Source organism: Flavobacterium succinicans, from assembly GCF_001662485.1.
In the GTDB taxonomy this organism is placed as follows: domain Bacteria; phylum Bacteroidota; class Bacteroidia; order Flavobacteriales; family Flavobacteriaceae; genus Flavobacterium; species Flavobacterium succinicans_A.
The window spans coordinates 1-22,668 of the sequence record NZ_JMTM01000016.1; the positions used below are offsets into that span (position 1 = coordinate 1).

9 protein-coding genes and 1 pseudogene are annotated in these 22,668 nt (G+C 36.3%); all 10 read left to right on the forward strand.

Annotated elements, in window-relative coordinates:
• Positions 1-1,190: pseudogene (locus tag FLB_RS02005) on the forward strand (hypothetical protein); the annotation flags it as partial.
• Between the two features lie 318 nt (positions 1,191-1,508).
• Positions 1,509-4,643, forward strand: a complete 3,135-nt coding sequence (locus FLB_RS02010) for a beta strand repeat-containing protein (RefSeq protein WP_064714299.1) — start codon at positions 1,509-1,511, stop codon at positions 4,641-4,643.
• A gap of 3 nt (positions 4,644-4,646) precedes the next feature.
• Positions 4,647-5,480: a glycine-rich protein gene (locus tag FLB_RS02015; RefSeq protein ID WP_082923195.1), complete on the forward strand. Its 834-nt coding sequence runs from the start codon at positions 4,647-4,649 to the stop codon at positions 5,478-5,480.
• 489 nt (positions 5,481-5,969) lie between these two features.
• Positions 5,970-6,947: a hypothetical protein gene (locus tag FLB_RS02020; protein WP_157490515.1), complete on the forward strand. Its 978-nt coding sequence runs from the start codon at positions 5,970-5,972 to the stop codon at positions 6,945-6,947.
• Positions 6,932-7,942 (forward strand): arabinofuranosidase catalytic domain-containing protein, encoded by a 1,011-nt coding sequence (locus FLB_RS02025; protein ID WP_064714302.1) that lies wholly within the window; start codon positions 6,932-6,934, stop codon positions 7,940-7,942. The genes FLB_RS02020 and FLB_RS02025 overlap by 16 nt, the downstream gene beginning before the upstream one ends.
• 988 nt (positions 7,943-8,930) lie before the next feature.
• Entirely contained in the window at positions 8,931-9,476 is a 546-nt protein-coding gene (locus tag FLB_RS02040; protein ID WP_064714305.1) for a T9SS type A sorting domain-containing protein, read from the forward strand.
• A gap of 58 nt (positions 9,477-9,534) precedes the next feature.
• Positions 9,535-15,477 carry a hypothetical protein gene (locus tag FLB_RS02045; protein WP_064714306.1) on the forward strand — a complete coding sequence of 1,981 codons (5,943 nt, stop codon included), beginning with the start codon at positions 9,535-9,537 and terminating at the stop codon, positions 15,475-15,477.
• 129 nt (positions 15,478-15,606) lie between these two features.
• Entirely contained in the window at positions 15,607-16,452 is an 846-nt protein-coding gene (locus FLB_RS02050; RefSeq protein ID WP_064714307.1) for a glycine-rich protein, read from the forward strand.
• A gap of 103 nt (positions 16,453-16,555) precedes the next feature.
• Positions 16,556-17,176 (forward strand): outer membrane beta-barrel protein, encoded by a 621-nt coding sequence (locus FLB_RS02055; protein ID WP_064714308.1) that lies wholly within the window; start codon positions 16,556-16,558, stop codon positions 17,174-17,176.
• A 1,151-nt stretch (positions 17,177-18,327) separates the two neighbouring features.
• Positions 18,328-22,668: hypothetical protein (locus tag FLB_RS02060; RefSeq protein ID WP_157490516.1), on the forward strand; the 4,341-nt coding region annotated here is incomplete at its 3' end.

The following is a 22,668-nucleotide window of genomic DNA, read 5'->3' on the forward strand; positions in this document are numbered from 1 at the left end:
TTAAAATTGCTGACGCCAATGTGACCAATGCAAAATTAGCTACAGACGCAGTTACCACTATTAAAATTGCTGACGCCAATGTGACCAATGCAAAATTGGCTACAGACGCAGTTACTACTGAAAAAATACTAGACGGTACAATTATCGGTTCAGATTTAGCAAATAGTATTATAACCAATGCCAAATTAGCAGAAACAATTAGTGTTCCAAATGGAGGAACAGGAGCAACAACGCTCACAGGTTATGTAAAAGGGAATGGAACAAATGCAATGACGGCGGTTGCTACAATTCCAGTTGCTGACATCGTTGGCGCTCAAACAATAGCAAATCTAGCTTCAAATATCACAGCAAATACTGGTTCAACAACACTTTATCCTAGTGTAGCCGCTGTAGAAGCTTATGTAACAAATAGCGCTACTCCAGACGCCTCCACAACGGTAAAAGGAAAAGTAAAATTAGCAGGTGATCTAGGTGGAACAGCTGATTTGCCAACCGTACCAGGTCTTGCCACCAAAGAGCCAACAATTGCAGCGGGTACTACTACTCAATATTGGAGAGGAGATAAATCTTGGCAAACACTTGATAAATCAACAGTTGGATTAAATAATGTAGATAATACATCAGATGCAAATAAACCCATTTCAACAGCCACTCAAACTGCCTTGAATAACAAGGAAGATCTTGCCAACAAATCAACTAACACTGCTTTAGGAACAAGTAATGCACTCTACCCTACACAAAATGCAGTTAAGACTTATGTAGATGCACAAATAACTTCAAATAGTACTCCAGACGCCTCCACAACTGTAAAAGGAAAAATTCAATTAGCGGGAGATTTAGGAGGAACAGCTGCAGCACCATCAGTTGTCAAATTGCAAGGTACAGCGGTAAGTGCTACTACTCCAACAACAGGTCAATTATTACAATTTGATGGTACGAATTGGAAACCTGTGAATGCTAACTCAATAGTGAAAATGGAAACCGATGAATTTGTAGCTGCAGCTGCACAAGTTTCTTTCACTTTAACTGCAACCCCAATCGGTAAAATTGCGATGTATGTGAATGGTGTTAGAGTACCAAAAGCAGCAATAACTGTGACAGGAACAACTGTGGCCTATACAAGTTCAAGTAATGGAGGATATGTAGTCTTAGTTAATGATAGAATCACATTTGATTATATTACTAATTAAAATCAAAAAAAGCTGTTGTATTGCTTTTCTAACAAAAAAGTTTCGAAAATTTTGATCGAACTGGCGCAGTAATCACATAATTAATTCAAAAAAAGCAACTTAAACTCTCTTAACTTATTTTTTTTAGTTATTCGAAATGATAAAATTAATAACTTAGACCTATTAATATTAAAAATTAAGATCATTACATCTTATTAAAATCTAAGGGTTGCTAAATAATAAACTATGAAATCAACATTAACATTACTTTTTCGTAAGTAAAACTAATGATTATCAAGTAGATTACATATTTTACCTCAAAAAATAAAATTTAAACATATGAAAAAGGTATTAATTTTAGTTTTAATTTTTAATTTTATTTTGGTACATGCCCAAGATAAAGTTGTTACCAAAAATGGAAAAGAAATAGACGTCAATAATGATGCTTCAACAACTTCAAAAGGAATTGTAAAATTAGCAGGTGATCTTGGAGGAACTGCTGATTCACCTACTGTACCTGGTTTAGCAACCAAACAAAATACCTTAACATTAACAACAACAGGAACAGGAGCTGCAACTTTGACTGGAGCAACTTTAAACATTCCAACACCTACATTTGGAACTCCTTTTTCATTACTAGGTACTTCAACAGAGGCAGGTAATGACAAAACTTCAGGAATTTGGAGAAGCGGTGGGATTATTACAGGAGGTGCTTCTACTTCTACAATGTATGGTAATTTGACAGCATTTGGCGGTAGTAATTTTAGTGGTGCATTTCCGAAAGGAATGGCTTCTATTGGAGCAATAAATAATCCAACAGCCGGTTGGACTGGTTCGGGATTTTTGTTTTCAAATTCAGTTAGTGGAAATAATGCTATTTCTACAATTGTTAATAATGACAGACAATATCAAGGATGGCTTACCCCTACTAATACTTATAATATCACTATGCTTTCAACCACTAGCGGTTATTTGTTTGGAAACAATGTAAATCCTAATTGGTTGCCTGCATATACCGTTGATATTGTAGGAACTTTAAAAGTTTCTACTTTACCTACTATAACTAATGCTACAGAAGTTTTGGTGCCTGATCCGACCACAGCGCAAGTATCCAAACAAACTATTGCAAATATTAGAAATACTCCATGGTTTACCGCAGGTACAACTACTGATGCTGGTGGGGATAAAACCAATGCTATTTATCGAAATGGATCAACGCTAATTGCTACAGGAACTACTACTCAAACCACGCCACTTAAATCATTTCATTTACAGGCTGGAGGAGCTTCCAATCTAACCTCAGCTTTTGGTTCGGGCCAAATTTTTTCTACAAATGATGGTAGTGGCGCAAGATTCTTTTTAGAGCATACCACCTCAAATGTAAATGAGAAGACATCTGTAATTTACAATCAATCCGGATTAACATATCTTGGCGCTGTCGTAAGTGATAATGGAGGTTCATGGGTTTATCCAAATCCAATAGTTGTCAAACATTCTAACGGATTTGTTGGATTTAATCTAACTAACCCTTCCTATCAAGCAGATATTAATGGAACAGCAAGGATTGCCACTTTACCAGCAATTACTACTGCAACAGAAGTCATGGTACCTGATCCTACAACTGGACAAGTATCTAAACAAACTATTGGAAATATTAGAAATACCCCATGGTTTACCGCCGGAACAACAACAGATGCTGGAGGTGATAAAGCCGGAGATATTTATAGAACTGGAAAAATTGGAATTGGAGCCACTTCACCATTAACAAATCCAATATCAAGGGTTGAAATCATCCAAAATTCTTTGTTTAGCGGTACTGAAACCTCAACACATGGAATGCAAATTATCTCAGGAAAAACAATTGGTACTGATATTTCCTTATATATGGGGGCTGATAATACTAATGCTAATTCCTACTTACAATCTGTAAAATGGGGTAGCACAACAGCTCCATTAGTTTTAAATGGAAGAGGCGGAAATGTTGGAATATCCAAAGCATCACCTACAGCACAATTTCAATTAGGTAATATTGGTAGTGTAACGGCTAACAGAAACTATAATGGCGCAACAGACGAAGGTTTCAGTTTTCAACATTATATAAATACCTCAAGTGAAAATGGCAATAATTTTTCTAGAGTTGGTGATATAGTTGTAGCATCTCCAACTTCCGCATCAGCAGGTGCAGGAGTATTACGTTTTTTAACTAGTACTAATGCAGAGGCTGGAGGAACAATCACTGAAAAAATGCGTGTTCATAGTAATGGTTTTGTAGGTATTGGAACCTCTACTCCCGTTTCAAAATTACATGTAAACTCAGAAACTACGGAAGTTGCTAGATTAGTAACATCTCTAACTGGAACAAATTATGCAGGGATTGGAATTGGAAATGGAGCAGGTGTTTGGGGAAAAATAGCTTCTGGTGAAGGTAAATTTCAAATTAGAAATTTCTCTACAGATGCAGTGATTATGAATGCAGAGTTAGGCACCGGTAATGTAGGTATTGGAACCACTACTCCAGCTAGTAGATTAGATGTAAATGCAGGTGTAACAACTGCTAATACTGTAGTAAATGCTACTGGAAGCGTTAATGATTTCTTACAATATAATGTTCAAAATACGAGCACAGGAACACAAGCTCAAAGTGGCTATTCAGCGACGGCAAACAATGGAAGTGCTACAACCGGTTTTGCATGGATGGGTATCAATAACTCAAATTTTAACTTCCCAACAGCTTATAATATAGGAGGTGCTAATGATGTATCGTTTGTAGGCAGTGGGCAAGATTTGTACTTAGCCAATGCAAATAACACAAAAAGTATCATTTTTAGTACAGGTACAGCAGCCACGCCATTTTTTAATGAACGAATGCGTATTTTGAATAATGGTAATGTAGGGATTGGAACCTCTGCTCCTTCACAACGATTAACTATAGCAGGAACAAATAATCAACCAGCTACTACAGGTACAACATCTAATGCAACTTTACGCATAGATGGTAGTAGCAATCATGCATTGGATTTCGGTACCTATACGAATAGCCCATATGGCTCCTATGTACAATCGGTAGACAAAGCAAATTTCTCTACCAATTTGCCATTAAACCTTAATCCAGTAGCAGGTAATGTAGGAATAGGAACCTCAAATCCAACTTCAAAATTAGAAGTAAACGGCGCAGCAACAAATACAACAGCATTCAATGCAGCTGCTGGAACGAGTATTGATTTTTCAAGAAGTAATTTGGCCTATACCACTGCTAGTGCAGGAGTATTTACACTTACAAATCTTAAAGATGGTGGAACCTATACCTTAGCAGTGCAAGGAACTACTTCTGGAACATCTAGTTTTACTGCTTCAGGATTTACTGTTAGATATGTTAACAACGGAGTTACTATAGTAGCTGGAGGAAAACACACACTTTATACCTTTTTAGTAATGGGAACCAATGTATATGTATATATGGCAACAGGATTTTAGGTAATGAAAAATAGTATGTTTTTTTTAGGGTTGTTATTTGTACTAGGTGCAAAGGCACAAGTAGTTGGTACACCATACATACCACTATTGATTGTATCTTCTGGGTCAATTACTTTTAATTATACAGGAAGTCAACAATCTTGGACTGTGCCAAATGGAGTAAATTTTATTACCGTGGATGTACAAGGAGCACAAGGTGGTGGTGGTACGTCTACTTCAGCTAATAAAGGTGGACGAATGCAAGCAAGAATTGCAGTAACGCCTGGATCAACCATTTTTATTGTTGTAGGAGGACAACCTAGTACTAATACAAGTGTTTATGGAGGAGGAGGTGCTGGAGGATCAGGTGCCACAGCTGGTAGAGCTGGAGGCGGTTATGCCGGAATTTTTACATCAAGTACAATATCGCAAGCTAATGCATTGGCTATAGCTGGTGGTGGAGGTGGAAATTCTGGAGGAGGATTTGTTGGGGGTGCTGCAGGAGGAACAACAGGATCTAATGGAGCTCAAGGAGGATATAGTGGTACTTCTGAAGGAGGTAAAGGAGGCACACAAACTGGCGGAGGAGCAGCTGGTGGAAATTTTGACCCACAATCTTCTTTAGCAACTTCTGGATCAGGTTTATTAGGTGGCACGGGAGGTAGTGTTAATCAAAATAGTTGGACTGGCGGCGGCGGTGGTGGCGCTGGATATTTTGGTGGTGGTGGTGGCGCTGGTGGTGGTGCCTCAAATGGCGCTGGCGGAGGAGGTTCTTCTTGGGTTATTGGTACAGCTACATCGGTTGTTAACACTGCTAATTTTACAACAGGAAATGGTCAAGTAATTATTAGCTGGTAATTCTATAAAATGACAACAAAAAGCTTTTATTTGTTGTTGTAGTTGATCGTATTTTGAACACAAAAAAACAACTTCCTCACATCAAGTCAATTAATAACATATACGTCTTAAACTAAGTGTACATAAGAAGTTACTTAATATTTAGTATTTAAAATAGCATAAATTATAAAAATGCCTTTTCGCTCAATTATTTAAAACAACTGACAATTCACAAGTAAATATTTTTTTTTAATAGTAATAATATTGCATTGCGATACAAATATCGTTACTTTAGCAGCAGCAGGAACCAGTAGGGTATACATTGAAAATAGACTTATTACATATTAGAATACATTTAACATAGCTAATTACAGCTCTAAATTCATAATTAAAATGAGTTAATACGGAACTAATACAAAAAGCAAACAATTCTTTTGTTTTTTAAGTAATAGGAAAAGAACGTGAATGTATATTTGGCAACAAGATATTAGAATTAAATACGTTTTTAATATGAAAAAAGTTGTTTTATTTTTGCTTATTGTCCCTTTTTTTGTTCAAGCGCAATTGTTGGGTTTTTTTCCTCCAAATGTTGATTTGAATGTTTTAGATAATACAGCCTCAAGTAATATCAGTTTTTTATATAGTTTTAGAAAAGCAAGAGTATCCTATACGGGTTTTTGTTTTCGAGCACGGCGAACCGATACCAATGCTCAAGTTGATGTCGCTTTTGACACGAATGGCATTGCGAGTGCTAATTCTATTTGCACAGTTGCTATTGTAGGCACAAGTTCTTATACTTTGGGACAGCAAATGACTTGGAGTACTTTTATTTCTGGAGCACCCCAACTTAGAGCTACCATATGGTACGATCAAAGCGGCAATACTAGAAATGCTATTCAAAACACAACCTCAGCTCAACCACTAATTACTGGGAGTCAAAATGGTTTATTTTATTTATCATACTCAGGAGTTGAAAATTTATATTGTCCCTTTGCTTCCAATGTATTATTATCAGCCAATGGAGCCGTACAAGGTGTTAATGGCACGTTATTCTTAGTAGTAACACCATCTGTAGCTGCAAATCCAGGTTCATTTGGATATTTGTCAGGATCAAATGTAAGATGGGCAGCACACATCAATTGGTCGGATGGAAATGTCTATTTTGATGCAGGGGAGATTTGTTGTTCTGGAACTAACCGATCGTTTTTTAATGGCACTAACAATGGTCTATGGAAACAATATACTATGCAACGCTTAAATACTAATAAGCTAGTTAGAGTCAGTAGTATTCAAAAAATTAACGGAACTGGTAATGCGGATAGTTACGATGCTACTAATACTAGTTTTGGAATTGGAAATAACAACCAGGGAACAATTAGTGGTCATACAGGTTTTATAGGAGAAGCAGCATTGTTAAAAAACGTCTTATCACAAGCAGAAATACAAGACATAGAAAATAATCAAATGAGATCATGGAACGCATTTTAAAATTTACTTTAACTTTATTATGTGGGTTTTATGCTACTGCACAAGTTGTAGGTACGCCTTACATAATCCCTGTTGATAATAGGCCTATACTAGATCAAGTAGGCATAAACCCCTCTTTTGCATTTAGCACTCGAAAATTACGTCAATTATACACAGGACCTGCTGTTCGCATACGTAGAGCAACAGACAACGCCCAAGCAGATGTTGCTTTTGATAATACTAGTATTGTTTCAGATAATAGTACCGTAACTGTCGCTGTAGCAGGTGGTGGATTATCGGTAGGAAATACGCTTACGTTAGCTAGTTTTAGAAGTGGTAGCACCCTGTTTGTTTCTACCTGGTACGATCAAGGTGCTAATGGATATCATGGAGTACAGGCAAATACAGCCAGACAAGCTGTCTTTAGTTTAAATGTTATCGGTCCTACTAATCAGTATGCCTCTTTGGTGTTTACGGGTACGGCTAAACATAACGTAACCGTAAATCAAACGTTGCCGGTCTTATTAGGCAGTGGATTAAGAGGAAGTGTAATGATGATTGGTACTGTACAAAATAGTACAATTACCAATAATTCATTCGGGCATTCTGATATTAGTGACAACAACATTCGATGGTCTACACACATGAACTGGCCAGACAACAATATGTACACCGATTTAGGATCATCGACAGATTTAAATAGAAGTTTTTTTAATGATGGCACTATTGGTTTAGGAAAAAACAAACAATACACTATGATAAGAGCAACTTCTAGCAAAATTGTTCGAGTTAGTGGAATAGATCGAAATAATAGTACGCAAAATATAACTTCTCGAACTTGGTCCGCAGGTTCTACTTTTGGCGTAGGTTTAACAACCGGTTCTTTAGATACAGCTTTTAATCAAAACGGCTTTACAGGAAATATACCCGAATTCATTTTATTTTCAGAACCTCTAACTGCTGCGCAATACGGATTAATAGAAAACAATCAAATTTTGTTTTGGGGGGCTTATTAGTTCTTTATTTAAAGATTTAAACAAAAAACTTAATTAAGCCCAGATTCCGCATTAGCAATCTACTACAACTAAATTACTTCACCATTTTTATATTTTTTAGCGGAACTCAGTGAATAAATTTATTCCTCAAAACCAAGGACTTACTCCCGTTTTTTAAATTCAAAATACAAAAGTATTAGCTCATTGGTTTCTATTTTATATAGGTTTTCACTGAACGTTGTTTCCTTCTTCAAAAATAGTCCGTGAGCTCTTTCTTTTATTGAATAATTTAGTTTCGCTACGAAGTCTAATGCGGATTCTGGGTTTATCAAACTATATTTCCAATGCAAACCTAAGACTACTTCATAGCAAATATTTTGATCGGTATATGGAAACGATTCTTTTAATTGGAATTTGTTCCAAAAAATGGAATTATTCCAACTTTCCTAATACTCTTTTTTAAAATTTTTGATAGAAAACAAATAAAAATTAGCAATCTTAAGGTTTTAGATTTGAATAAAACAATCTCCCTGTTTTATTGGCTTTTACCACGTTTTGCATCACTTCTCCCCTTCCCTTTTTTTTTAAAAACATCAAAATTTTAAGTAAAACAAATCAAATAGGTGTTTTATCGTATTCAAATGGTTTCTTTTTTGTGATCTACAACCTAGTTGTTGAAAATGCAATATTTAATCAAGTTGTTAAATATTTAAAAGATAAAACTAAAGATCATGCTTTACTTATTAATGTAGAATCAATAGTATTCTTTTTATGCAATTTGATTTTTTTTTTTGCGATAGTTAGGTTCGTTTTATAGAACAAATCTTACGCTATATCGGATTACACATTAAAAATTTGATTTTTAATGATTTACAAAAACAAAAATTACTATCATTGCAACCGATTTATTTTTTGTGCTTATTTAATTACGTAAAAATACGTGTTGTTAAAATAAAAACACAAATGATTTGTACTATCAAAATAATAAAGGGCTCTTTTTTTTTAAACAATGCAAGAGCTTATCAATGAATTTTATCTTTTTTTTTTAAATGTTAAACAAATTAAATTTCTAAAAATGCGCCTATTGTTTATAATTTTACTTACTTTTATTTATGAAATGACTGATGCACAACAACTTCACCATGAAATGATAAGTGCTCAAGGTGGTTCAAAAGTTACTGAAAGTGGTCAATTTGTAAGATATACTATTGGTCAACAATCTGTAACTGGTACTTCATCTAATGGTTACATTGTGCAACAAGGTTTTCAACAGAGCAATTGGAGCAAAATTTTAGAACAAAACACAATTTCAATCGTTACTACTGTTTTCCCCAATCCTTTTGTTACAGATGTTAATTTTTCGTTTTCAACTTCGCCCGGAAACAAAATAGAGGTAATGGTATTTGATGTTTTAGGACGAATAGTTCACACAGAAACAGCTATAAATCAAAATAATGTGCTAACATTAAATTTAACCAAACTATCTAGCGCATTATATTTAGTCAAACTTAGTTCGGAAAAATTTGTTTATTCCGTTAAAGTAATTAAACAATAATGTATTAAAAAATTATCAAAAAACACCAAATAATGAATGTAACTAAACCAGTTAAACTATGAGAAAAGTATACTTTTTATTGATTTTTTTTATATCGTTACTAGGATTTTCGCAAAATGGAATTTCTTATCAAGCTTTAATAATTAATCCTTCAGGAGAACAATTACCTGGGGCAAATAATTTTAATGCTCCTTTATCTAATAAGTTAATTTGTTTGAAGTTTTCATTTCTAGATTCAAAATCAAATTTAGAATACATAGAAACACATAAGATAACTACAGACGCTCATGGTATTGTAAATTTAGTAATTGGTACGGGACAACCAATTGGTGGGTATGCTGCTACATTTTCCAATATCTTATGGAATAATACCACTAAAAGTTTAAAAGTAGATTTAGATGTAGAGGCAAACTGCACTGATTTTACAGAAATAAGCAATCAACCTTTTACATATGTTCCTTTTGCTTTCTATGCCGCAAATGCTCATGTAAACGAAGCCACTGCTATAAGTACAGGTATTATTCAATTAGCAGGTGATTTAGGCGGAACGGGAACAACCGCTAAGGCACCTGTAATTTCAAATAATGCCATCACTTCTGCTAAAATTTTGAATGGTGCAGTTACTCCAATTAAAATTGCTTCAGGAGCTAATAATACCGTCCTAGTTACAGACGCTACTGGAAATGTTGCTTGGGTAAATAGCAATTCATTTCTAGCAGTATCAGATATGAATACTATTGAAGGAACCGGTACAGCTACAAATCCTTTTAAAGTTAAGGACTTAGGGATTGTTTCCGCTAAAATAGCAGATAATGCAGTAACAAATGCAAAGCTTGCCAATGGAGCCGTTACAAATGCTAAAATTGGGGAAATTATTTCTGTACCCAACGGAGGAACTGGTGCGGCTACTTTAACTGGATATGTTAAAGGAAATGGGACCACTGCTATGTCAGCTAGCCCTACCATTCCTGTAGCTGACGTTGCAGGGGCGCAAACAACTGCAAATTTAACCTCAAGTATAACTTCAAATACCGGATCAACAACTTTGTATCCGAGTGTATCCGCTGTTGAAACTTTTGTTGCTAATAATGCCACTCCAGACGCTACCGCAGCGCTAAAAGGAAAAGTAAAATTAGCGGGAGATTTAGGCGGAACAGCTGATGCTCCTTCCGTTCCAGGATTAGCAAACAAAGAAAATACAATTACCGCAGGTACAACTGCACAATATTGGAGAGGCGATAAAACGTGGCAAACCTTAGATAAATCAGCAGTTGGTTTAAGCAATGTAGACAATACAACAGATGCAAATAAACCCGTTTCTACCGCTGTTCAAACCGCATTAAATACAAAAGAAGATGTGGCTAATAAAGCGACAGATATAGCTTTAGGAACAAGTGATGTGTTGTATCCCACACAAAATGCAGTTAAAACCTATGTCGATAATCAATTAATTTCAAGTTTTGCTCTTAACACTACTCCAGACGCTTCCACTACCGTAAAAGGAAAAGTAAAATTAGCAGGAGATTTAGGAGGTACAGCAGATTTGCCAACCGTACCAGGACTGGCTTTAAAAGCACCTTTGGCTTCTCCTGCATTTACAGGTGATGCTACAGCTACAACAGCTACAGCAGGGGATAATGATACATCAGTGGCAACAACAGCCTTTGTAAGTACAGCCGTTTCAAGTGCCGTTTCAGCAGGGGCTACACCAGACGCCACCTCTTTAGCGAAAGGAAAAATTCAATTAGCTGGCGATTTAGGGGGTACAGCTGATGCTCCTACCGTTCCAGGATTAGCAAACAAAGAAAATTCGATTACCGCAGGTACAACTGCACAATATTGGAGAGGTGATAAAACGTGGCAAACCTTAGACAAATCCGCAGTTGGTTTGAGTAATGTAGACAATACAACAGATGCAAATAAACCCGTTTCTACCGCTGTTCAAACCGCATTAGATACTAAAGAAAACGCAGCAAACAAATCAACAATAACCACTTTGGGAAATAGCGATGTATTGTTTCCCACTCAAAATGCTGTTAGAACCTATGTTGACACTCAGATAGGAACTAATGCAACGCCAGATGCTACAGCTTCTGTAAAAGGAAAACTTCAATTAGCAGGAGATTTAGGTGGTACAGCTGATGCTCCTACCGTTCCAGGATTAGCAAACAAAGAAAATACGATTACCGCAGGAACAACAACTCAATATTATAGAGGCGATAAAACGTGGCAAACCTTAGATAAATCTGCAGTAGGTTTAGGAAATGTAGACAATACTTCGGATGCTAATAAGCCTATTTCAACGGCTACACAAACGGCATTGGATACTAAAGAAAACTCAGTAAATAAATCTGACGTTACTACCTTAGGAACAAGTGATGTGTTGTTTCCAACTCAGAATGCGGTAAAAACCTATGTTGACACTCAGATAGGAACTAATGCAACGCTTGACGCAACGTCAACCGCGACAGGGAAAATTCAATTAGCGGGAGATTTAGCGGGTACAGGAAGTTCAGCTTCAAGTCCGGTAATATCTAATGATGCTATTACAACGGTTAAAATACTTGATGCAGCAGTTACACCTGCTAAAATAGCACCAGGTTCTATTGAGTCGGTTTTAATTACAGATACTACAGGAGCAGTGGCCTGGATAAACAAAGGGTCATTTGGTGCAGTGGCTGATTTATCAACTATTGAAGGTGTTGGAACTACTGCAACCCCTTTTAAAGTAAAAGATTCAGGAATTAGCACAGCTAAATTAACTGACAATGCAGTTAACACAGCAAAACTTGCAGATGATGCGGTTACGAATGCTAAGATAGGTGAAATAATTTCTGTTGAAAATGGAGGAACAGGATCAAATATGACCACAACTGCTGGCTATGTAAAACAAGCAACCACAGGCGCCAATTTATCAACGGTATCAACAATTCCTGTAGCTGATGTAACGGGAGCTGTTCGTAAAGTGAATGGCGTTGTACCAGACACAAATGGTAATGTCGCTGTAATGATTGGTAGAGTTTTTACAGGTAATACCGTTGACCCAAACTTAGCTGCTTCAATTATAAGTGCAAGTCCTCCTAAAGGACAATCAGATATTTACATTGTAGCAGATGGAAGTAATCCTAACAATGGTCGTACTTTCATATATGATGGAACCAATTGGTTAGAAGTAGCTACAGATATATCATCTACAGATACTCGATATGTTAATGTTGCTGGAGATACTATGGAGGGTAATTTAACAGTGCCAACGGGAGTAAAAATCCTTTTAACGGATGCACCTACAGGAAGTACTGATGCCGTAAATAAAGCCTATGTTGATGGGTTAATTACATCATCTGCCACTCCCGATGCTACTACAACCGTAAAAGGAAAAATCAAATTAGCGGGTGATTTAGGAGGTACAGCTGATTTACCAACAGTACCAGAATTAGCCTTTAAAGCACCTTTAAATTCTCCTAGTTTAACGGGAACACCATTAGCACCAACAGCTGCTTCGGGCACCAATACCACACAAATTGCTACTACAGCTTTTGTTACAACTGCAATTTCTGGTAAACAAGATGCAATCACTTTAACAACGACAGGAACTGGAGCTGCTTCATTGGTAGGTGCTACGTTAAACATACCAACACCAAATAACGGAACGGTAACAGAAGTAAGTGCCTTAACTATTGGAACTTCAGGAACAGATATTTCTTCGACAGTTGCTACAGCTACCACCACGCCTGTTATTACATTAAATATTCCAACGGCTTCAGCTACTAATAGAGGTGCTTTGAGTACAACCGATTGGACTACTTTTAACAATAAAGTGGGAGGTAATGGAACAACGAACTTTGTTTCAAAGTTTACCAGTACGAATGGACTTGGAGATAGTTCTATTTTTGATAATGGAACTAATGTGGGTATTGGAACTACTTCTCCTACAAGTAAATTTGAAACAGTTGGAGATATTAGATCCAGAAATTCAGGTAATACAAATACTATTGTTTTAAATACTTCGCTCTCAGCAGTAGATGTAACGAGTTCTTCAAGAACATTCCGATTTGCAAGTTATAGTGGATCAACTTATAATAGTTTAATTGATGGTACAGCCTATGCTGCTGGATTATCAGGAATTACTCAATTGTCATTAAATACAACAGGAAATCAACCTATTACATTTGCAACTAATGATTGGATTGAGCGAATGAGAATTCAACCAACAACTGGAAATGTAGGTATTGGAACAAACGCACCAGCTGCCCGATTACAAGTTAATTCATCTATAGCAACAAATACAATTAATTCTGAGGAAATATTTAGATTGATGCGCCCACGAAACGAAGGTGTAAAATTTGAAAATATTGCTCAATTCAATTTAGGATCTTTCACAACGGGTGGACAATCAAACACTCGTTTAGATTTAAATTTAAGTAATATTAACAACACGGATATTCCTAATGTTATGACTTGGTTAGCAAACGGAAACGTAGGTATAGGTTCAACTTCCCCTATTGGTAAACTAATTGTAAATGATAACGCATATATTGCCAACTTACCTGCTTCTACAGCCCATTTAATGGACAACACTACTTATAGACCATTATCTCGTTTACAAGTTACTTCTGGTATAAATAACAATGGCTTGTCAACTTATGCAACAACTGCAGCATTTGGAATGCAAGCGCATAATTATTCTACAGGCAATTCATTACGTCTAGTTCTTCAACCAATTGGTGGTTCAGTTGGTATTGGATCAGATCAGCCAATAGGACAATTGGCTAACCATGGCACTAATTATATTGCTAGTATCGGAACGGGTGTAGTAAATGCCACTAATAATTTCTCTTGGGTGTCACCTCTTGGCGGAACAATGGCTACATTGTATAATTCTGGTACACAAGGCAATACCACCACTTTATTAGTAGGATCTGCTGGTACTACCACGAATACTTTAATTGAGGCATCTACAGGTGTGAATTCTTCAAGCATACCAACACGAAACATTTTTATAGTTAAAGGAAATGGAAATATTGGTATTCACAAATCTTCACCAACACAACAATTGCATTTCGGTAATTCTGGTAATCTTACTGCGAATAGAATTTATAATGGTGCAACAGATGAAGGATTAAGTTTCCAACATTATATAAATACATCTACTGAAAATGGAAATGATTTTTCTAGAGTCGGTGATATCGTAGTTGCATCACCAACATCCTCTACAGCTGGAGCAGGAGTTCTACGTTTTTTAACAAGTACCAATGCTGAGGCAGGAGGTACAATCACAGAAAAAATGCGTATTCATAGCAATGGAAACATAGGAATTGGTACAACATCTCCTAACTCAACGCTACATGTAAACAGTAATGTAACGGCTACAAGCACAATAAATGCTGATGCTCCAGTTTTTAGATTGATGCGTCCACAAAATCCAGGATTAAAATGGGAAAATATTGCCCAATTTAATTTAGGATCATATGCAAATTCAATTAATGCTACTTCAAGGTTAGATTTAGCAATGAATGATGGAGCTGGTGTTACCACAAGTAATGTGATGACATGGCAAGCTAATGGTAATGTGGGAATTGGAACAACAGCGCCAGCCGCCCAATTACACACTACGGGATCTGTTCGTTTTGCAGGTGCTGGAACACCAGGAGCTGGAAGAGTATTAACTTCAGATGCCTCTGGAAATGCAACTTGGCAAGCTGGAGCCATAGCAACAGCGGTTTCAAGTAGAACTGCTGATTTTAGTATAGCTGCAACAGACAATGGTGGTGTACTAGTTGTCAATAGTGCAACAACGGTTACCGTAACAATTCCTTCCTCTTTATCGGCAGGATTTTCATGTCAAATCATTCAAGCAGGCGCTGGACAAGTAAATGTGGTTGGTTCCGGAGTTACTATAACAAGTGCATTAGGCACGTTTAGTAGAACATCAGGTTCGTCTATTGGTATTATGTTAACTTCTTCAACTACGGCATTTTTATCAGGAGATACCTCTTTTTAATTGTTTTATTATGAAGTCGTCATTAACCACAGTTTTGCTACAAACAAACACCGATAAGTAAAAGGCGACCCGAACGAAGCGAATTGATGAAGCATACCATATATGACCGATAAAAAAAAATTTACATAAATGAAAAAGATAATTGTTTTATTCCTTTTACCATTTTTTGCATTGGCTCAACTTACTCCGCAGTTTTTGCAGTTAAAGCCTGTATACACCAAATTTGTTAGATTTAATTATACAGGTGCAATTCAAACATGGACAGTTCCAGCAGGTGTTACAAGAATATTTGTTGATGTAGCTGGAGCACAAGGAGGGTCTGCCGGAACCAATGTTGCCGGTAGAGGAGGTAAAGTTAGCGGTATTGTAACAGTTGCCCCAGGCGATATCTTGCAAATAACTGTAGGAGGCCAACCGACCACAAACATTGCGGTATATGGTTTTGCAGGTAATGGAGGGCGCTCAACTATTTTTGGAACTATCGCTAGAGCTGGTGGAGGTCTAAGTGCTATTTCTACCGCAGCTCCAGTCACACAAGCCAATGCTTTGTTAATAGCAGGTGGCGGTGGTGGCACTCCTACCAGTGGTTTTGCTGGTAATGGAGGGGCAGGAGGCGGATTAAACGGTATAAGCGCTACCTCAAATTATGGCGGAACCCCAACAAGAGGTGGTGGAGCGAGTCAAACTGCGGGTGGTGTGGCAGGTACGCCTTCTGATGGTAATTCAACGAATCCTACTGCTGGTGCAGCAATCAATGGTGGTGCAGGTGGAATCGTTGCTGGGGCAAGTGCCGGATGGAATGGCGGTGGCGGTGGCGGAGGTGGCTATTTTGGCGGAGGTGGCGGTGCTGGTGGCGGTAACGCTCAAGGTTCAGGAGGTGGCGGCTCTTCATGGACACACGCTTCTGTTGTACAAGTTTCTAACATTTCCAACTTTAATACAGGAAATGGACGGATAATTATTTACTATAATTAAATCTTTGGTCAAAAAAAACTAGTGTAATACCTTTTGGCTATATTAAAATATTCTGAAAAGCTTTCAGGCGAATGAAATAAACAATCTTTTAAAAAACGAAAAAATGAGACAACTAACTTTTATTATTCTATTATTCCTAACAGTTGCAGCGGCAAAAGCGCAAGGTTATTATTTTAACTTAGGGCAGAATTTTACGAAATATGATTACAAGAATTCTTCAGGACAAACAAATTCTAATGTCAAATCTGATAACGGGTTTATGGTTGATTTTGGTTACCAATGGAATATTTCATATGATTCGAAATGGCAATACAAAGCAGGTCTTTCCTATCAACAATTCAATGCTAAAGGTAAAAATGGCACATTTGATTATTCTTGGAATACAAATTATATAGGCATTCAAAATACTATTAGCTATGACATCTATACTTCATATGGCAAAGAAGTATGTGTAAAAATCAATTCAGGATTTACAGGCACTACAATACTTAAAGGAGAACAAATGATTAATAGCATTAGTTACGATTTGGCAAAACAAGAAGAATTCAAAGGATTATTCTTGCAACCCCATATTGGTGTAGAAAATGATTTTTATATTAATGAATCGATACGATTAGGTATTGGATACCGCTTTTCTAAAGCATTTAGAATTAATTCAGGTTCAAAAGAAAGTTTAAATTTCATAAATAATACCTTCTACTTAAATTTTAAATACTCTATTTAAGCTACAGTACAATTGTAAGTTAAAAGCATGAAGGTTTATTCAAGCTTTCATGCTTTTTTAATTGAATAATTAAATCCAACTCTACTCCTAAATTCTTGTTATTGTGAATTTAGCCTTACTGTTTTTCTAAAAAAAAATACTTTCAAAAAAGTGCATACAGGCTTATTCGGTATTTAAAAGACAATCTTTTTTCAAAGTATTAATTTGTCAGAAATAGACACTTAATCAAGAATATAATTTTATATCTTTTTATTTAATTCTAAAGTATTTTTCCCTGACTAAATACAAACCCCTTATTTTAAACCAATAAATCCTATAATTTCGTAAACATTTCTTTGAGCTATGCAAAATATTCCTTGCTTTTGCATAGGTAGTAACCCTACTATTTTACTTTGTTTAGGGATAAAAATTCCGTTTTCTGGAAATCGTTCCAAAATATATAATCACTTCCGAATTAATCCTCCATAAAAATTAATTTTTTAAAAAAAAATTTAAAAACAATTGTAAATCTGATAAATACAGAGTTACACTTGAGATAAGTTGCCTGTTTCATTAGCGTTTACAACATTTTTAAAACCCTCACTCCTTCCCTTTTCCTAATATTATTTGTACTATTAATTGAAACATTCTCAAATAGTGTTTCTAGTTTAATCATATGGTTTCTTTTTTGAAGGGAATTAATAAAAAAGCAAAACAAATTAATATTTCCTAAACAGCTGTTAAACATTTAAAAATGTAAAATTAGGTCTACAAATTCTAATTGAGAAAAAAGAAAAAATGTCCTGCGTAGTATGCGTTTTCGTTGATGTTTTTTGCTTTATAAGCCTGAATTGACAATATTATACTGATTAGCAATTGTATTTAATCGAAGAAACTATACACTTCATCGATTATATTCTTAAAATTTTGACTATTAACAGTATATAATCAATTATCTATTAATTTTGTAACCTATATTTTGATTTTGTAGTCATTAGATTACGTGTTATTACCTTAAATATTCACTTAAACATTCATTTGTTTTTGTATTATCGAAGTAAGAAAAGGTTATCATTTTTCTTTTAGTTGAAAAGCTAAAATGGGTTTAATTTTTTATTTATAAATATATACTGCTTGCTATTTTACTTACCAAATAAAATCACTAATTAAGAATGAAATATATTAAAATCTATACGTTACTTGCTTTTCTAACTTCCTTTTGGGGATTAGCTCAATGTAATATATCAAATTTTACAGTTACAAGAACAAATGGAACTTGTTTTTCTAATGGGTCGATTAAAGTGGGGATTCCAACTGGGCAAACGGGTTGCTCCACTCGTTTTGCAACACTAGTTCCCGTAACAGGGCCTTCGAATACACCTGTAACAAGTCAGACACAAACCTTGTTATTCTCAGAAACTGGTGGAGATATCACTTTTGAAACGCTACCAGCAGGAAAATACAATATAGCCGTTTCTAATGGGATAACTACAACTAATTTTGCTTCTAATCCAGTAACCGTTACCACGAGTTATACTCCAATGACGTTAACGCTGTCGAGTACTGCTCCTACTTGTTCTTTAACGAGTACAGGATATGTTCAAAACGGAACATTTACGGCTACAGTAACTGGAGGAACAGGGCCTTTTGACTATAAACTAACTTCTGCTTTTGGTGTTCAAACAGTAACTAATGGCGCTAGAACACAACTGTTTAATAATATCAAAGCGGGCGAGAATGTTACCATTGAAGTTACTGATAAAGTAAACGGAAATCCGGGATGTCAAGTATCCGTAACACAAAGTAATATTACATCAACTGCAGTGCCTGCTGCCTTAGCCTATGGTTTTAGAGCCTATAACTTTATTAGAGACTGTTCGGACCCAAATCAATCTAAAATTAAATTCTACATCAATTTAAGTAATTTGACTCCTGCAAGACTAGCGGTATTACAGCAACCCGGCAATGCTAAAATTACCATAGCAGGGGTTGATTATCCATTAACTTATGTGGCAGCAAGAAATGGGTTTATGTACGATCCTGCGGCTGTAAATGGTCCGCAATTAGTTCATAATATGTCGGTTACAACTACTTTCAATTGGGAATGTGGCGTACTTACAAGAACTAGTCCTGTACAAATGCCAGACAATTGGTATAATTATACCCCTAGAGTGATTGTGGATAATGATTGTAGTTTAAAGTTAAGGTTTTCAATTTTTGGTGATCAAGATTATGTACAAGGTTCATTTGTAGATAGAAATATATATTTTTGCCCTAACAATACTGTCGAAATTGCCCGAAGAGTTTCTACAGGCCCCGATGTTTATCAAGTTCTGTCTGGCTCAGATATTTCTCCTGACCCTGCCTTATCTACCAACGATTTGAATGTCACTACAGATCCTAATGCTTCCATCCCATCTGCTTCATCAACTTATACAGTTAATCAAGGAGGATACTATCGAGTAACGGTTTCAGACCAATACCATACTGTAGTCAATTACTATAATGCAGGAACTTTAACCAATCCTTTGGCAACAGCAACGATTAACCCTACAGCTTCTGTATTAGCAGGAACTTCCGGCTTTAGTTTTCCTATTTACAATTCTGGTATAAAGTATCCTTTAACCGTAAGAATAGATCGTACAGACGGGCAAACTTTAATTAACCATACAGCAGCTGAGCCCCTTAATCTTGCGGGTACTTATACTTATAACTTTCCCATGTTTGTTACATGGAATTCAGATCCTGGCATTTTGGGAGGTATTTATGATTTACCACCCGGAGAGTATCGTTTTACATTGACTGATGGTTGCTCAAATTCAAGAGTGTTCACATCAACTAATACTAACTATGCAAATTATGCCCCCACAGTCAATATAACTCAAGGGTGCAACAATTCCAATTCGATTACTTTCAATTTGAATAGAAATGGTTTTGCTTTTGGTACAAACTGGGCACCTTCAGCAGATGTATATTTATATGCTAAGAACTCATCCGGAGGTATTGGTAATTTTATTCAAGCGGTTAATCGAACCGGAAATGGAACCGCTACCTTTGTTAATTTACCTTCGGGTTCATATTTTGTGCAATATAACGGAATTGGCTTAGGCTATTCTACGGGAGAGAAAAGGAATTCTCCAACATCATATTTTAAGGAAGTTGTAATACCAAACTATCAAAATTTCACAGTTTCTACAGCTGCTGTAATTTGTGATGCCAATAAAAATAATACGGGGATAATTGGTGCGCAAATAACTGGGGGAACGTATACCTATCCTATTACCTTTAGTTTGTTTAGCACTGCTAATCCAAGTACACCAATTGCAACACACATAGAAAATGACACCTCCAAAACAGAACATTCTTTTGTAAACTTAGGTACAGGAAATTACTTTGTACGTGTAGCAAGTTCTTGTTATGCTGTAGATCAAAATGTAGCTATTTCTACCAATATAACAACACCCAGAGCCATTGTATCTGATCCAGTAGTTTGTCCTATGAGTCCAACTACTTTAGGTGCCATTTCTGCTACGAACGGTTTGTACGACATTACTTGGACAGATGACGCAGACGCCAGCCAAACCGTTATTGCGACTGGTATGCCAGTTATTTTATCTCCAGTAGAAACTATAAAATATAGAGCTACCTTTAAACTAAAAGATTTTTTAGCTTGTGTTAATCCACCTATATATACCTCAACAGTTGATGTTAGAGTAGATCCTAACCCAAATGTAAATTTGGCTGTTTCTGATATCGATTTGTGCTTGGCTCCGGCAACTAAAACAGTAACAATAAGTAACACCCAAACAGGTTATTTGTATGAAATTGTTAAAATGAATGGCGATTCATTTGTTCCTACTCTTTCAGGGACAGGTACTGGAGGAAATCTAACCATTAGTTTTCCGAGCTCCTTTATTTTTGCTGCAGGAACCACTTTAAAGGTTAAGACCTCAAACGGAGCCAATTCAAAGTGTACCGATTATTTAACAGATTTGATTACGATTTCTCAGTCGACACCAATTAAAACATTAGCTGTTGAAAAAACCGATATCTGTCAAGGTTTTACTGCAACAATTAAAGTAAAGGCATCACAAGCTCAAATAGTATATCTAATCAAGAAAAATGGTGTTCCAGTTTCGTCAATACCAAGTCAAACAGGAAATGGTTTGGATTTAACGTTTACTATTCCAGCCAATCAATTAACTGTTGGCGCAAATAATTTTACCGTTCAAGCTTCTAATTCAACTTGTGGTACTGTCGATTTGGATCAAGGGGTCACTATAAATAGTACAGCTTCGCCAGTTGCCAACGCTGGAACTGCATTTATAAAAACTTGTCTCATCAATCCGAATGGAAAGCAAATTGGTATGACCCCAGTAAATGGTATAAGTTATTCTTGGTTACCAACTACAGGTTTGGACGACCCTACAATAGCTAACCCAATAGCAAATCCAACAGAAACGACTACTTATGTGCTGACAGCATCAGACGGTACTTGTACAGCAACAAGTTCGGTAAAAGTAACAGTTATCACTACAGTTCCCTCCGTAAGTGCAGGAGCTGATTTTACTAAAAGCTGTACATTGAATACAACAGGAAAACAAATTGGTTCTGTGATTCAAGGGCAAAGTGTAACTTATTCTTGGACACCATCAACGGGGTTGTCTAGCACCACTATTGCAACACCTATAGCCAATCCTTCAGTTACCACAACATATAGAGTAACAGCAACCGAAACTAGCTCAGGTTGTACCAATTTTGATGAAGTTACTGTGACGGTCTTGAATACACAAAACCCAATTGCTTCAAGTGCAACACTTGCGAACATTTGTCCTACACAGACAGTTGATTTAACAACACTTCAACCCGCTCCAGTTAGTGGATTTGTATACGAATGGTGGACAGGAACTACTTCAAGTCGATTAGCACAAATCACCAACACCACAAGTTATGCAACTCCAGGGAAAGTATATTTGTGGAGTAAAAGTACCCCAGAAGGATGTTATAGTTCTTTGGGCTCTGAAGTTGACGTTACAATTAATCCACTTCCAACAGCTAATGCCGGTAATGATTTTACAAAAACTTGTGTAGCTAATACTTCTGGGAAAGAAATTGGAGCTGCTCCAGTTAGTGGAATGACTTACTCATGGCTTCCTACAACAGGATTAGACGATGCTACTAAGGCGAATCCAATAGCAAATCCAACGGTAACAACAACTTATACTTTAACAACTACTATAACAGCTACTGGTTGTTCTGCTCAAGATACTGTCGTAGTCACAGTAGATGAATTGGCACCAACAGCTAATGCCGGTGATGATTTTACAAAAACTTGTATAGCTAATACTTCTGGGAAAGAAATTGGAGCTGCTCCAGTTAGTGGAATGACTTACTCATGGCTTCCTACAACAGGATTAGACGATGCTACTAAGGCGAATCCAATAGCAAATCCAACGGTAACAACAACTTATACTTTAACAACTACTATAACAGCTACTGGTTGTTCTGCTCAA